Source organism: Streptomyces sp. NPDC087906 (assembly GCF_055584925.1).
Genome location: NZ_JBVJLC010000003.1, coordinates 415,374 through 429,973 on the forward strand (window position 1 = coordinate 415,374; position 14,600 = coordinate 429,973).

Consider the following 14,600-nt stretch of genomic DNA (forward strand, 5'->3'; position numbering starts at 1 on the left):
CCGCCCGGCTCAGGACAGCAGGTGCTCCCTGATCCGGCGCGCCGTTGCCTCGTCCCTCGCCGCCGTGAACGGCAGCGCGTTGCCGCCGGTGATGCGGAACGGCTCGCCGGAGAGCGTCAGTTGCGCGCCGCCCGCTTCCGTCACCAGCAGCAGGCCCGCCGCGTGGTCCCAGGCGAACTCCCAGTTGAAGGCGACCGCGTCCAGTGCGCCGCGCGCCACGGCCAGGTACTCCAGGCCCGCCGAACCGCAGGGGCGGGCGTCGACGCCTTCCGTGCGCAGGCCGAGCAGGGCGCGCTTCTGGTCGTCCGTCGTGTAGTCCGGGTGCGACATGGCCACCGTCAGCACCGCGCCGGGCTCGGGCGAGCCGGACCGCAGCGGTACGCCGTTCAGCCGGGCGCCCCTGCCGCGTACGGCGACGGCCATCTCGTCGAGCACCGGTGCGTACGTCCAGGAGGCCAGCACCTCGCCGCCCCAGGCGAGCGCGACGAGCGAGCAGAAGCCGGGCTCGCCCTTGACGAACTGGCGGGTGCCGTCCACGGGGTCGACGATCCAGACGGGGGCTTCGCCGCGCAGTTCCTTGTAGACGGCGGGGTCCGCGTGGACGGCCTCCTCGCCGACGACGACGGAGCCGGGCAGCAGCGCGGTGAGCGCGGCGGTGAGATGCGCTTCGGCGCCCCGGTCGGCGACGGTCACCAGGTCGTGCGGACCGTTCTTCTCGACGATCTCGTGGGCGGCGAGCTGCCGGAAGCGGGGCGTGATCTCGGCGGCGGCGGCAGCGCGTACCGCCGCCTCGACGGCGGAGACGCGGGGGCCGTCGCGCAGCGGCACCGTTCCGAGCGCGGAGTCATCGATCATGCCGCACAGCCAATCATGGCCGGGGGCGGCGCGGACGGCCGGTCGTATGACATCTCAGCGACCGACGGCGTAACCCTGCATGCCACGGGGGTTGGCCGCCGCCGACAGGATGCCGGTGCGCGGGTCCCTGGCCACGGCGCACAGCCGCCCCTCCGACCAGGGCTCACCGACCGTGACGTCATGGCCGCGGCGGCGCAGCTCCTCGATCACACCGGGGTCCATGCGCTCCTCGACGGTCACACTGCCCGGCCGCATCCCGCGCGGGTAGAAGGAGCTGGGGAACGAGTCGTTGTGCCAGTTGGGCGCGTCGATGGCGCCTTGCAGGTCCAGGCCGCCGCGCACCCGGTCGCGCAGCACGAGCGCGAGGAAGAAGTGGAGCTGCCACTGGTCCTGCTGGTCACCGCCGGGGGTGCCGAAGGCGACCACGGGAACGCCGTCGCGCAGCGCGAGGGACGGGGTGAGGGTGGTGCGGGGCCTGCGCCCGGGGGTCAGCGAGTTGGGCAGGCCCTCTTCGAGCCAGGCCATCTGCAGCCGGGTGCCGAGCGGGAAGCCCAGCTCGGGCACGACGGGATTGGACTGGAGCCAACCGCCGCTCGGGGTCGCGGAGATCATGTTGCCCCAGCGGTCCACGATGTCGAGATGGCAGGTGTCGCCGCGGGTCGTGCCGTCCTTGGCGACGGTCGGCTCGCCGGCGCCCGCCGCCGGCGGCGCGTCGAACCCGGGGCCGCCGGCGGCGACGGCCGTCACGTGCGCGCCGAGCACCGGCGCCCGGCCTTCCGGGCTGCCGGGGCGCAGTTCGTCGGAGGCGGACTCCCCGACGAGCGCACGGCGGCCCGCGTTGTACGGGGCCGACAGCAGGGCTTCGAGCGGTACGTCGGCGGCGTCGCCGTACCAGGCCTCCCGGTCGGCCATGGCCAACTTGCAGCCCTCGACGAGGAGATGGATGTAGTCGGCGGAGCCGTACCGGGGCAGCTCGTCGGCGCGGGCGGGCAGCAGCGCCAACTGCTGTAGGAACGCCGGGCCTTGGCTCCAGCCGCCCGCCTTGCAGAGGGTCCAGCCGTCCCAGGTGTAGGTGGCGGGTGCCTCGTACGCCGCCGACCAGTCGGCCAGATCGGCGGCCGTCAGCGTGCCCGAATGGCGGGCGCCGCTGGTGTCCATGGTGGGGGTGGCCGACTGCCGTACCAGCGCGTCGGCGACGAACCCCGCGCGCCAGATGGTCCGTGCGGCCTCGATCTGCGCCGACCGCCCTGCCCCGCCCGCCACTTCCTCGGCCTCGGCGAGCAGTCGGCGCCAGGTGGCGGCGAGGGCGGGATTGCGGAACAGCTCGCCGGGCTGGGGGGATTGACCGCCCGGGAGGTAGACGTCGGCCGACGAGGTCCACTCGGTCTCGAACAGGTCGCGCATCGTCTCGACGGTCTGCCCGATCTGCTCGACGGGCGCGTGGCCGTCCTCCGCGTAGCCGATGGCGTACCGCAGCACCTCGGCCGGTGTCTTCGTACCGTGGTCGCGCAGGAGCAGCATCCAGGCGTCGAAGGCGCCGGGTACGGCGGCGGCCAGCGGTCCGGTGCCGGGCACCAGCCGCAGCCCCAGCGAGGTGTAGTGCGCCACGGTGGCGCCGGCGGGCGCGGGGCCCTGCCCGCACAGCACCCGCACCTCGCCACCGGCGGGCGCGATGATGATCGGCACCTCGCCGCCGGGTCCGTTGAGATGCGGCTCGACGACATGCAGCACGAAGCCCGCCGCCACGGCGGCATCGTACGCGTTGCCGCCGTCCTCCAGGACCGCCATCGCGGACTGCGAGGCGAGCCAGTGGGTGGAGGACACCATGCCGAAGGTGCCCTGGAGGGTGGGGCGGGTCGTGAACATGTGGCTCTCACCTCGCTGTTCGCACCGGCCGGTCGTTCCGGCCGCCGCCCCGGCAGACTACCGACCGGCCGCCGCCGGGTATTCGCTGCCTCCGGCGCCGGGCGGCCCGGCCACGCGCCGCGTGGGTGGCAGCGGTGGGCGGAGGAGGCGTTCCAGCCGCCGCAGCCGTGGCGGGAGCTGCTGGGGGCGGCGATCCGCTCGGCGGTCTCCGGATCCGGCGCCGGCGAGGACTACAGCTACGGCCGCCCTTCGCGCCGTTCGGCGGGGCTGCCCGGGGTGATCCTGCCGAGCCTGCGGCGCAGACCGCCACGGGTCTCGGTGGTCGTCGACACCTCCGGTTCGGTGAGCGACACCGAACTCGGCAGCGCGCTGCTGGAGGTTGCCGCGATCTCGCAGGCGGTGGGCGGCCGTCGCGATCTCGTCACCGTACTGCCGTGCGACGCGGCGGCCCACCTCGTGCATCCGCTCTGCCGTGGCGAGGGGATTCCGCTGATGGGCGGCGGGGGTACGGATCTGCGTACGGGTTTCGCCAGGGCGCTCACGGCGCGGCCGCGCCCCGATGTGGTGGTGGTCCTGACGGACGGCCGGACGCCGTGGCCGCAGGTCCGGCCGCCGTGCCGGACGGTGGTGGGCCTGTTCCCCCGGAGGCGCGGCGGTTCGTCGGGCGAGGACGATCCCGATTACGTGCCGGACACGCCGCCCGCGTGGGCACGGGTGGTTGACATCGGCTCCTAGGGAGTTTCGTCCGGGCCGGGGAACGGGTCCGGGTGGCGCGACACCGTTCCCGTACGCGCGCTCCATCGGCGGGCGCTCGGTACGGTGATCACGCACGGGCCCGCGGGCAGCGCCCGTACCCCTCCCGGCCGCCCATGAACGAGGAGCCGTCCCCATGGCCACACAGCCGCCGTCACTCGACTCCGCACAGCACCAGATCGGCCTGGGCCTGGCCGCGCTGGGGCGGCCCGGGTACATCACGTCCGGCCGGGAGCGTGACCTGCCGTCGGGGCGCGGGGTGGACGCGATGCGGCGGCGTACGCACAAGGTGCTCGACCACGCGTACGAGCGCGGGGTGCGGTACTTCGACGCTGCGCGCTCGTACGGGCGGGCCGAGGAGTTCCTCGCCGAGTGGCTGAACGACGGCTCGGAGCGGCCGGGGGTGGTCGTCGGCAGCAAGTGGGGCTACACGTACACGGCGGACTGGCAGGTCGAGGCCGAGCAGCAGGAGGTCAAGGACCACAGCTCGGCCACCTACAGCAGGCAGCTCGCCGAGTCGCGGATACTGCTGGGCTCGCGTCTGAACCTCTACCAGGTGCACTCCGTGACGACCGGCAGCCCGGCCCTCACCGATGTCAGCCTGCACAAGCGGCTCGCCGCGCTCGCCGCCGAGGGGGTCACGGTCGGGATCACGACGAGCGGTCCCGACCAGGCCGACACCATCCGCGCCGCGCTCGACGTGAGTGTGGGCGGCGCCCCGCTGTTCCGCAGTGTGCAGGCCACCTGGAACCTGCTCGAACCGTCGGCGGGCCCGGCGCTGGCCGAGGCGCACGGCTCCGGCTGCATGGTCATCGTCAAAGAGGCCCTGGCCAACGGCAGGCTCGTCCGCCCCGATCCGCGTCTCGACCCGCTGCTCGCCCCGGTCGCCGAGGCTACGGACACGTCGTACGACGCGGTGGCGCTGGCGGCTGCGCTCCAGCAGCCGTGGTCCGACGTCGTCCTCGCGGGCGCCGTCACCACCGGCCAGCTCGACTCGAACCTGCGGGCACCGGGGATCACCCTCGGGCCCGCCCAGCTCGGCCCGCTGGTCACGGACCTGGCGGAGCCCCCGGCGGCGTACTGGACGCATCGCTCCCGGCTCCCCTGGAACTGACGGCCCGTGGGTCCTTCGCGGGGAACGGCACGGCCGGATGCCGGTGGCCGCGTACGGCTGCCCACAGGACGGACACCACCAGGACGGCGACCCCGAGCGCGGTCAGAGCGGCCAGCGCCTCGTTCAAAGTGCCGCCGGTCAGCCGGGCCCGGTCGAGCCGGCCGCCGTCCAGTACGCCTCTGCTGATGAGGACGGCCGCCGAGAGGCCGGCTATGTCGGCGCCCAGGAGGGTGGGGAGGATCCAGGCCTGGCCCACCCGCAGCCACAAAACCGTGACCACGCCGAGCAGCAGGCTCACGACGGTCGTCGGCAGCGACGCGGTCGCCCCGTCGATGTCGAACCGCGCGTCGAGCCAGGCCGCGCCGCCGAGGGCGGCCACGGCAAGCAGCAGGGTGCCGGCGCAGCGCCAGAGCGTGGCGTAGACGCTTCGTGGCGCGGGCAGTTGGCCGGGCGCTGGCCCGGTGGGCGGGTCGGTGGGAGCCATGGCCGCCATGATGCCGCGCGGCCACCGCCCGCCGCCCCCCGGTTCGCGTACCGCCCGCGGCGCGGTACGCGGATGGCCCACGCCCGCGTGCGCGACCCGGCGGCGCGTTCCAGGGTGGGGGCATGAGCACTCGCCACCAGTCCCAGCGGACGACCGATCTCGACACCCGACTCCTCACGACCGGAGCGGTACTCACCGCGACCGGCGCCGCGCTCGCCTGCGCGGGGCTGGCGCTCGCCGGCTTCGCCATGCTGACGGCGGGCCGCAAGGCGCTCCACCGGATGGATGTGAGCCCGACCGAGCAGGCGGCGGTCAAGTGGCGCCAGGCCCGCGAGGCGTCCCGTGCGGGTGTGCAGGCATGGCAGTCGGCGAGCGACGGCGGCGGCCGGGTCACCCAGTTCTGACCACGCGGAACCGGCGCCCGTGACACGCGATGCGTGGCACGCGGCGCCGTTCGGCTGTCGTGGCCGCCTCTCGCCGATCTCGCGGGGCCTACGATCCCCGGCATGACCGACTCCCCCCGCACGACCGACTTCCCCGGCGCACCGCCCCCGCACGTGCTCACCGCCTTCGGCGCAGCGCCCGAGACACCGCCCCGGCTGCTGCCGGGCGGCCAGGGGCAGGCCTGGCGCTCCGGGGGGCTCGTCCTCAAACCGGTGGCACTGGCGGCCGAGTCGCGCTGGCGGGCCGAGGTGCTGGCCGCGCTGCCCGCCCGCACCGCCGGCTTCCGGGTCGCCCGGCCGGTGGCGACCGGTGACGGGGCGTGGACGGCGGACGGCTGGGAGGCGTGGCGGATGATCGGCGGGGCCGCCGACCCGCGCAGGGCGGACGATGTCATCCGGGCGGGCGCCGCCTTCCACGCGGCGCTCGCCGGCGCACCGCGCCCGGACTTCCTCGACGTACGGGACAACGCGTGGACCCGCGCCGACCTGCTGGCCTGGCAGGAGACGGCCGCGGCGCCCGACTTCCCGCTGCTCCGGCCGCTGCTGGCGGCCCGCCGGCCGGTGCGGCTGCCCAGCCAGATCATTCACGGCGATCTGCTGGGCAACGTCCTCTTCGAGGCGGGCAGCGCCCCGGCCGTCATCGACTGGCCCCCGTACTGGCGGCCCGCCGCATGGGCGTCGGCGGTGGTCGCGGTCGACGCGCTGTGCTGGTGGGACGCCGACCACGCACTGCTCGACCGCTGGGCGCGGCTGCCGGACTGGCGCCAACTGCTCATCCGCGCGCTGGTGTTCCGGATCGCCACGCACAGCTCGCTGGACGCGGCGCAGCAGGCGCGGTACGCACCGGTGGTGAAAGCCGTGCTCGCACGCGCGGCGTGAGATGATCTGACGGTACGTCAGCACGCGAGCGGCCGGCCCGCGCTCAGTCCTGGAGCGCCGGGATGATCCGCGCGCCGTACGCGTCGATCGTCGCCTCCTTGGCGTCGTGCATGTCGTAGACGGCGAACTGGTCGACGCCCAGGGCCCGTAGCGTCTTCAGCTTCTCGATGTGCGCCTCGACCGGGCCGAGCAGGCAGAACCGGTCGACGATCTCGTCGGGCACGAAGTCCGTCGACGGGTTGCCCGTGCGGCCGTGGTGGCTGTAGTCGTACCCCTCGCGCTGCTTGATGTAGTCGGTCAGCGCCTCGGGGACGAGCCCCGAGTGCTCCCCGTAGCGGTTCACCAGCTCGGCGACGTGGTTGCCGACCATGCCGCCGAACCACCGGCACTGCTCACGCGCGTACGGCAGGTCGTCGCTCACATAGGCGGGTGCGGCGACGCAGATGGTGACGGAGTCCGGGTCGCGCCCCGCGTCGGAGGCGGCCGTGCGGACCGCCTTGACCATCCACTCGGTGAGGAACGGGTCGGCGAGCTGGAGGATGAACCCGTCGGCCTTCTGCCCGGCGAGCGCCAGCGCCTTCGGCCCGTAAGCGCCCATCCACACCGGCAGTTTGCCGTCCTTCACCCACGGCAGCCGCAGCGTCTGCCCGTCGACCTCGGCCTCGCGGCCCTCGGCCAGGTCCCGGATGACGCCGATGGCCTCGCCGAGCCGCGCCAGCGAGTTGGGCTGCCGCCCGGCGACCCGCATCGCCGAGTCGCCGCGGCCGATGCCGCACACGGTGCGGTTGCCGTACATCTCGTTGAGCGTGGCGAAGGTGGAGGCGGTCACCTCCCACGTCCTGGTGCCGGGGTTGGTGACCATGGGGCCCACCGTGAGCTTGGTGGTGTGCTCCAGGATGCGGCTGTAGATGACGAAGGGCTCCTGCCACAGCACGGCCGAGTCGAAGGTCCAGCCGTAGCGAAAGCCGTTCCGCTCGGCGCGCCGCATGAGGCCGACGACCCCCGAGGCCGGCGGGTCGGTCTGCAGGACGAGTCCGAAGTCCATGTGCGTGGCCCCTAGTTCAGATACGTACAGGTGGGAGACAGATGGGAGGAGGGACGTACGTGCGTCCCGGTCAGTTGGTGAACTGGCAGATCCCGCGCGGCAGATACGCCCCGTGTCCCGCGTGGCCCACGTAACTCCGGCCGTCGATCACCGGCACGCCCCGGGACAGGACGGTCTCCACCTGTCCCGTGATCCGCTTGCCCTCGTACGCCGAGTAGTCGACGTTCATGTGGTGGGTCTCAGCCGACATGATCTGCTCGGCGTGCGGGTCGTAGATGACGATGTCGGCGTCGGCGCCCGGCGCGATCGTGCCCTTCCTCGGGTAGAGCCCGAACATCCGGGCCGGCGCGGCGCAGGCGATGTCGATCCAGCGGCGGCGGCTGATGTGCCCGTCCACCACTGCCTGGTGGAGCAGGTCCATCCGGTTCTCGACGCCGGGCAGCCCGTTGGGGATCTTGGAGAAGTCGTCCCTGCCCATGTCCTTCTGGCCCTTGAAGCAGAAGGGGCAGTGGTCGGTGGAGACCACCTGGAGGTCGTTGGTGCGAAGCCCGCGCCACAGTGCCTCCTGGTGGTCCTTGGGGCGCAGCGGCGTGGAGCAGACGTATTTCGCCCCCTCGAAGTCCGGCTCGGCGAGGTTGTCCGTCGACAGGAAGAGGTACTGCGGGCAGGTCTCCCCGAAGACGGGCAGGCCCTCGTCCCTGGCCCGCGCCAGTTCGGCGACGGCTTCCCGCGCCGACACGTGCACCACGTAGACGGGCGCGCCCGCCACCTGGGCGAGTTTGATCACCCGGTGTGTCGCCTCGGCTTCGAGCAGCGCCTTCCTGACCTCGCCGTGGTAGCGCGGGTCGCGCTCGCCGCGCGCCAGGGCCTGCTCGACCAGGACGTCGATCGCCAGGCCGTTCTCCGCGTGCGTCATCACCAGGCCGCCGTTCGACCCGGCGCGCTGCATGGCGCGCAGGATCTGGCCGTCGTCCGAGAGGAAGACCCCCGGGTAGGCGGTGAACAGTTTGAACGAGCTGACGCCCAGCTCGACCAGCCGGTCCATCTCCTTCAGCGACGACTCGTTCACGTCGGACATGATCATGTGGAAGGCGTAGTCGATCGCGCAGTTGCCGTCCGCCTTCTCGTGCCAGGCGTCGAGCCCTTCCCTGAGCGATCCGCCCTTGTTCTGGATGGCGAAGTCGATGATGGTCGTCGTACCGCCCCAGGCGGCGGCCCTGGTGCCCGTCTCGAAGGTGTCGGACGCCAGGGTGCCGCCGAAGGGCATCTCCATGTGCGTATGGCCGTCGACCCCGCCCGGGATCACGTACTTGCCCGTCGCGTCGATCTCCTGGTCGGCGGTCCAGCCGTGGCTGCCGTGGGTGGCCAGGGCGACGACCCGGCCGCCGTCGACGAGCACGTCGGCCTCGATCTCGTCGGAAGCGGTGATGACCAGACCGCCGGTGATGAGAGTGCGTGACATGGCTCGTCTCCATTCGCGTCGGGGTGCGTGCTCACGGGCGGTACAGCTCACGGGCGGTGCGGGTCTCAGGCGGTGCGGGTGTCAGGCGCTGCGGGTGTCAGGCTCTGCGCAGGGCGCGGTCGAGGATCGAGGCGCCCTCCTCGGCCTCCGCGACGGTCAGCGACATCGGCGGTGCGATCCGCAGCACGCTGGTGTTGTGGCCGCCGCCCTTGCCGATCAGCAGCCCGCCCTCGCGCGCGGCTTCCAGGACGGCCGCCGCCCGCTCGGGGGACGCTTCGCCGGTGCCCGGCTTGACCAGCTCGATGCCGATCATCAGACCCCGGCCGCGCACTTCCCTTACGGAGTCGACGCAGGCGCCGATGGCCCGCAGCCGTTCGATCAGCAGTCCGCCGACCCGGCGCGCGTTGCTCTGCAGGTCGTGCTCCAGCAGGTACGAGAGGTTGGCGAGACCCGCCGCCATGGTGACGGGGCTGCCGCCGAAGGTGGAGATCGAGTTGGCGTCGAGGGTGTTCATGATCTCGGCGCTCGCGACGACACCGCCGATGGACATGCCGTTCCCGATGCCCTTGGCGAAGGTGACGATGTCCGGCGGGCCGTTCTCGGCGTGTGCCTGCCAGCCCCAGAAGTGGTCGCCCGTGCGGCCCCAGCCGGTCTGCACCTCGTCGCTGATCCACAGGATGCCGTGCCTGTTCAGCACTTCGCGGAAGGCGGCGAACAGCCCGTCGGGCGGTCCTGTGAAGCCGCCGACGCCCTGGATCGGCTCGGCGATCAGCGCGGCGGGTGCGCGGCTGTGGCCGAGCAGGTCCTCCAGGTCGGCGACGCACGCCTCGATGAAGCGGTCGTCGGTGAGCTGCGCGTACGGGCCGCGGTTGCGGACGCCGCCGTGCACGTACAGCGTCTGGAGCGGGGAGAGCGTAGTCGGCGACCAGCCGCGGTTGCCGGTGATGGAGACGGTGGAGAAGGACCGGCCGTGGTAGCTGTTGCGCATCGCGAGGATCTGGTTGGAGCCGCGGTGGGCGGTGGCCAGCAGCAGGGCGGTGTCGTTGGCCTCGGTGCCCGACGTGGTGAAGAAGACCCGGGCGTCGGGGATGCCGGACAGGGTGGCGATCCGCTCGGCCAGCTCGACCATGGGGCGGTTGAGGTAGAGCGTCGAGGAGTGGATGATCCGCGCCGCCTGCTCGCTCACCGCCTTGATGACCTCGGGCAGCGCGTGGGCGGTCATGGTGGTGAGGATGCCGCCGAAGAAGTCGAGGTAGCGGTTGCCGTCCGCGTCCCAGACATGGCGGCCCTCGCCGTGGCTGATCTCGATGGGCTGCTCGTAGTAGAGCGCCAGCCAGTCGGGGAGGACGGCGCGGTGCCGGTCGTGCAGCGAGGGTGCGCCCGGATGTGTCACGGCTCGATCAGCCCCTCGTAGGCGTCGGGCCTGCGGTCCCGGTAGAACTGCCATTGCTGGCGGACCTCCTCGAAGGCGGCGAAGTCGAGATCCCGTACGAGCAGTTCCTCGGCCTTGTCGCTGGCGGGCTCGCCGACGAACTGGCCGCGCGGGTCGACGAAGTAGCTCGTGCCGTAGAAGTCGTTGTCGCCGTACTCCTCGACGCCGACGCGGTTGATCGCGGCGATGAAGTACTCGTTGGCGACGGCGGCGGCCGGCTGCTCCAACTGCCAGAGGTACGAGGACAGGCCGCGCGAGGTGGCGGACGGGTTGTAGACGATCTCGGCGCCGTTCAGGCCGAGCTGGCGCCAGCCCTCGGGGAAGTGCCGGTCGTAGCAGATGTAGACGCCGACGCGGCCGACGGCCGTGTCGAAGACGGGCCAGCCGGCGTTGCCCGGTTTGAAGTAGTACTTCTCCCAGAAGCCCTTGAGCTGCGGGATGTGGTGCTTGCGGTACTTGCCGAGGTACGAGCCGTCGGCGTCGATGACGGCCGCGGTGTTGTAGTAGACGCCGGCCTGCTCGATCTCGAAGACCGGGACGACGATCACCATGCCGGTCTCGCGGGCGAGTTCCTTCATTCTGGTGACCGTGGGCCCGTCGGGGACGGACTCGGCCCACCGGTAGTGCTCGGCTTCCTGTACCTGGCAGAAGTACGGGGCGTTGAACACCTCCTGGAACCCGATGATCCCAGCGCCCTGCCGGGCCGCCTCCCGGGCGTGCTCCTCATGCTTGGCGATCATGGATTCGGTGTCACCTGTCCAGGTCGCCTGGACGAGTGCGGCACGTACGACTCGGGCCACGAGGTACTCCTTCGGCCTGGGGCGCGGACAACTCTACGCACGTAGATTCACTGCGTAGGAAGAGAACGTAAGCCTCCTCCCAGGCCGGGGCAAGACCATCGCCGTGAACCGGCGGAGTCGATCATGTTTCGTACCCGAGCGGTCGACATGGGTCGCCTTCGGGCACCCGACGTCAGACGCCGGCGATCCCGGCGACCCGCAGGGCGTGCACGACGTCCCGCTCCCGCGCGTCGGACACGGCGTGCGCCGCGTGGAGCAGTTGCGGTACGAGCCGGTGCGGGTCCCCGGCGGCGACGAGCGCGGCGTCCTCGGGCGCGCGGGACTGGACGAACGCGCTGAGCAGCGCCTGCGCCTCGGGCGCGTGGCCCGCGTCGCCGAGGGCCACGACGGCGTCGGCGATCTCGTCGGCGGGCCGGGCGGCGCCCTGGCGCAGCAGCAGCGCGCAGTCGCTGTCCCGGCCGTACAGGGCGAGCGCGCCGGCCGCGGCGGCGAGCCGTGCGGGCGGCAGTGAGGCAGCTTCCCAGAGCAACTCGGCCCAGTCGGCGGCGAGTCCGGCGCGGTGCAGTTCGGCGGCGAGCAGCGGCAGCCGGCCCGCCGGCATGTCGGCGGCCTCGCACAGCACGACATGCGCCTCGCCGGTACGCCCTTCGGCCCGGAGCCGGGTGAGTGCGGCGACGGAAGCGGCGACGGCCGCACGGTCGTCGTCGGAGTGGACGGGCGCCGCGCTTCGGGCGGGTCCGGTCGGCGCGCCGCCGAACCGGGCGCCCCTGGGGGCCGCTCCGGCCTGGGTCGCCCCGGGCAGTGGCATCACGGGCGCGGGTACGGGCGCGTCGGCGGTGTCGGGCTCGGGCTCGATCCCGGCGAACCGGGCGCCGCGCGGCTTGCGTTTGACGGGCCGCTTGGCCGCAGGCGCGGGGTCCTGTCCGGCGGGGGCGCGCTCGGCGCGGGCGGGCTGTTGCTCGGCGCGGGCGGGCTCTTGCTCGGCGGGTTCGGCGCGCGCGGACTCGGCGCGCGCGGGCTCGGCGCGCGCGGACTCAGCGCGGGCGGACTCGGGTGCCGGCCGGTCCTGCGGGTCCGCGCCGCTGTCGGCCGCGGCCCACCGGGGGCTGTGCCGCTCCGGCGCGTCCACACCCGCGCCGGTGCCTCTGCCGCTCCCCCGGGCGGCGGGCTCCTCGCCGCGGAACCAGCCCTCGGGCGCCGGTGGCCTGCGCTCCGCCGCCGCCCGGCCGGGGGTCGTCAACGCCGCTGTTCTGACGCGGAGTTCGGCGCAGCGAGCGGATGCGCGCGCGTGGTCGTCGCGGGCCCAGGCCAGTTCGTGGCCGAGGCGCCGCGCCTCGGCGGATTCGGGACGCGCGGTGCGCAGGGCCCGGGACAGCTCCTCGGCCCTGGCCGCCGCGCTCGCCTGCTCGTGCAGCATCAGGCGCAGCCGCTCGGCCAGTGCGGCGCCGCCGCCGGGCCGCCGGTCGTGGGTGGCAGCCGCCACCGCGTGCAGCCGCCGGGCGCGTACCGTCTCGCGTACCGCGTCGGCGCCGGGGACCGCCGCGTAGTCATGGAGCAGCGAGTGCACCACGTCCCAGGGGGGCACCTCGGCGCCGTCGAGGCAGGCCCGCATCCCGCTCGGGTCGCGCTGCACGAAGACCCCGTACCAGCCGCCGCCCGGGTCGAGCAGCGCCGTCAGGTCCCGTAGGTATCGCGCGAACGCCCCGATCTCCGCCGGGAGTTGATGCACCGCCATCGCTGCCCCGTCCCTGCCCTTCCGTTATTCCCCGGCATTCGACCGCAGCCGTGTTACGGGACGGCTACGCGCGGTTTTCCGGGAGCCACGGGGTTGCCGGGGCGGCAGAGGTCAGAGGGAGACGGCGATACCGGTCTGGGGGCGCTTGCCGCGCCGGATGATCTTGGCGGGCCAGTCGGCCAGCCAGTACTGCCAGGTGTACTTGCGGGCGAGGAGTTTGCGCACCCGCTCGGTGCCCTCCTCGTCGAGCAGCCGCGCCGTGCCGTGCGCGGTGGGCGCGCCGGCGGCGATCCGGCCGCGCATGTCGCAGACGGTGACGACGACCCGGCTGTCGTTGCGGATCCGCTTCACCTTCCACGAGTCGGAGCTGGTCCAGATGAACAGCTCACCACCGTCCACGGCGTGCCAGACGGGGGTGGCGACCCCCCTGCCGTCCTTGCGGTAGGTGGTCAGGCTGACATAGCGGCTGCGGCCGAGTTCGTCGAGGGTGCTCACGTGGGGGACCTTACGCCGTCGTCGGGTTGTCGGCATGGGTGAGCGTCTCCCACGCGACGAACAGGTCGTCGGTGCCGGCCGGGCGCTGCCGCTCGGCGAGCCGCCGCGTCAGCGGGAGTTCGCGGTGCATCCGGCCTTCGAGGTGGTTGAGCGCGACCTCCACGTCGGGGCCCATCGTCCGGGTGACCTTGCCGCCGCACAGCCACTTGGGCGGCTTGGCGCCGAGCTGGTAGCGGGCGTGGAACTCCAGCGCGGCGGTGAGCCGGTCGGCCTGTTCGCCGTACAGGTCGACGCCCTGGTGCCAGGCCGTCTCGGCGATGTGCGCCGTGGACGCCAGCGAGTAGCCGATGTGCATGAAGTTGCGGCAGGTCTCCTGGCCGAGCCCGTCGGCGAAGGTGCGCTGGCCGAACCAGTACGTGGCGAGCTGCCCAGGCGTGCGGATGGTGCCGCCCGGGGGCGCCTTGGGCAGTTTGCCGTCCGACCCGAGGTAGAAGTACGCGGGGACGCGGGCCCGGAAGCGGCGCAGCGAGTCGTCGAAGAGTTTGTGGTCCTCGAGGAAGACCGACATGCCGATGGTCGCGTCGGTCATCGCGAGTTCCCAGTTCCCGTTGTAGTCCGGCACCTTGGCGGTGACGTCGGGCAGATACGCCTTGCGCAGCATCCACTTGAACCGCATCACCGCCGGTTCGCGCCACTGCGGGTAGCCGGCGTGCATGATCTCGGCAGCGCGCGACCAGGTGGAGCCGGTCCACGCGGTCTGCAGGTCGGCGTCGTCCTTGGTGTGCCGTTTGACCACCTTGGACCAGGCGTCCATGATCTGCACCGACTTGCGGGCGTGTTCGGGCCTGCCGGTGACGGACCACATCAGGGCCTGGGTGTACGCGGCGATGGCGTCCTCGCGTTCGGCGACGCAGGCGGGCGCCCCGTTGTTGGACGCGCAGGCCACCACGGCGGCCGGGTGCGCGGTGTAGCCGGGCTTCGCGTACCGGCTGGCGCTCATGGCCCGGAACGCCGAGGCCCAGGGCTGCTGCCCGGCGGCGACCTTCCGCCGTACGGTCGCGAGCTGCGCGCCGCCGACGACCACGCCCGGGTGGCGGAACCGCGCCGGGCTGCTGTGGTGGGAGGCTGCGCCGGGCGTGGCGGGCGCCGGGGCGCAGGCGCCGAGCAGCGCGAGCGAGCCGGTGAGCGCGAGGAGGGCGGTCTTCTTGGCGGCGGACACGCCCCCACCGTCGCCCGG

Annotated in this window: 13 protein-coding genes and 1 pseudogene; 4 read left to right on the forward strand and 10 right to left on the reverse strand. The window is 73.1% G+C overall.

All coding sequences use genetic code 11. The features are described from left to right. Positions 1-9: 9 nt before the first annotated feature. Both ACZ63I_RS11305 and ACZ63I_RS11310 read right to left on the reverse strand, forming a co-directional pair. The gene (locus ACZ63I_RS11305) at positions 10-855 is read right to left on the reverse strand and encodes an inositol monophosphatase family protein (RefSeq protein ID WP_469337620.1); all 846 of its coding nucleotides are present in this window, start codon (positions 853-855) and stop codon (positions 10-12) included. Between the two features lie 54 nt (positions 856-909). Then, entirely contained in the window at positions 910-2,721 is a 1,812-nt protein-coding gene (locus tag ACZ63I_RS11310) for a gamma-glutamyltransferase family protein (protein ID WP_469337621.1), read from the reverse strand. A 93-nt stretch (positions 2,722-2,814) separates the two neighbouring features. Here ACZ63I_RS11310 and ACZ63I_RS11315 point away from each other — a divergent pair. After that, positions 2,815-3,456: pseudogene (locus tag ACZ63I_RS11315) on the forward strand (vWA domain-containing protein); the annotation flags it as partial. A gap of 154 nt (positions 3,457-3,610) precedes the next feature. Further along, positions 3,611-4,588, forward strand: coding sequence for an aldo/keto reductase (locus tag ACZ63I_RS11320; RefSeq protein ID WP_469337622.1), 978 nt, complete (start codon positions 3,611-3,613; stop codon positions 4,586-4,588). Here the strand turns inward: ACZ63I_RS11320 and ACZ63I_RS11325 are convergent. Next, complete coding sequence (locus ACZ63I_RS11325; RefSeq protein WP_469337624.1) at positions 4,524-5,072, reverse strand: hypothetical protein; 549 nt, start codon at positions 5,070-5,072, stop codon at positions 4,524-4,526. The genes ACZ63I_RS11320 and ACZ63I_RS11325 overlap by 65 nt on opposite strands. Positions 5,073-5,194: 122 nt before the next feature. Between ACZ63I_RS11325 and ACZ63I_RS11330 the strand changes: the two genes are divergently transcribed. Both ACZ63I_RS11330 and ACZ63I_RS11335 read left to right on the forward strand, forming a co-directional pair. Continuing rightward, positions 5,195-5,476, forward strand: coding sequence for a hypothetical protein (locus tag ACZ63I_RS11330; protein ID WP_469337626.1), 282 nt, complete (start codon positions 5,195-5,197; stop codon positions 5,474-5,476). 102 nt (positions 5,477-5,578) lie between these two features. Continuing rightward, positions 5,579-6,394 (forward strand): TIGR02569 family protein, encoded by an 816-nt coding sequence (locus ACZ63I_RS11335; RefSeq protein WP_469337628.1) that lies wholly within the window; start codon positions 5,579-5,581, stop codon positions 6,392-6,394. Positions 6,395-6,437: 43 nt separating this feature from the next. On the opposite strand, the gene ACZ63I_RS11340 is transcribed toward ACZ63I_RS11335, so the two are convergent. The 7 genes from ACZ63I_RS11340 to ACZ63I_RS11370 all read right to left on the reverse strand — a co-directional run bounded on the left by ACZ63I_RS11340 (position 6,438) and on the right by ACZ63I_RS11370 (position 14,582). Continuing rightward, positions 6,438-7,439 (reverse strand): TIGR03842 family LLM class F420-dependent oxidoreductase, encoded by a 1,002-nt coding sequence (locus tag ACZ63I_RS11340; protein ID WP_469337629.1) that lies wholly within the window; start codon positions 7,437-7,439, stop codon positions 6,438-6,440. A gap of 70 nt (positions 7,440-7,509) precedes the next feature. Beyond that, positions 7,510-8,901, reverse strand: coding sequence for a dihydropyrimidinase (gene hydA, locus ACZ63I_RS11345; protein WP_469337631.1), 1,392 nt, complete (start codon positions 8,899-8,901; stop codon positions 7,510-7,512). A gap of 97 nt (positions 8,902-8,998) precedes the next feature. Next, positions 8,999-10,294, reverse strand: a complete 1,296-nt coding sequence (locus tag ACZ63I_RS11350; protein WP_469337633.1) for an aspartate aminotransferase family protein — start codon at positions 10,292-10,294, stop codon at positions 8,999-9,001. Beyond that, positions 10,291-11,133: a nitrilase-related carbon-nitrogen hydrolase gene (locus ACZ63I_RS11355; RefSeq protein ID WP_469337635.1), complete on the reverse strand. Its 843-nt coding sequence runs from the start codon at positions 11,131-11,133 to the stop codon at positions 10,291-10,293. The genes ACZ63I_RS11350 and ACZ63I_RS11355 overlap by 4 nt, the downstream gene beginning before the upstream one ends. Before the next feature lie 172 nt (positions 11,134-11,305). Further along, complete coding sequence (locus ACZ63I_RS11360; protein WP_469337636.1) at positions 11,306-12,868, reverse strand: hypothetical protein; 1,563 nt, start codon at positions 12,866-12,868, stop codon at positions 11,306-11,308. Positions 12,869-12,979: 111 nt separating this feature from the next. Beyond that, the gene (locus ACZ63I_RS11365; protein ID WP_469337637.1) at positions 12,980-13,363 is read right to left on the reverse strand and encodes a PPOX class F420-dependent oxidoreductase; all 384 of its coding nucleotides are present in this window, start codon (positions 13,361-13,363) and stop codon (positions 12,980-12,982) included. A gap of 10 nt (positions 13,364-13,373) precedes the next feature. After that, positions 13,374-14,582 carry an alginate lyase family protein gene (locus tag ACZ63I_RS11370; RefSeq protein ID WP_469337639.1) on the reverse strand — a complete coding sequence of 403 codons (1,209 nt, stop codon included), beginning with the start codon at positions 14,580-14,582 and terminating at the stop codon, positions 13,374-13,376. Positions 14,583-14,600: the final 18 nt, after the last annotated feature.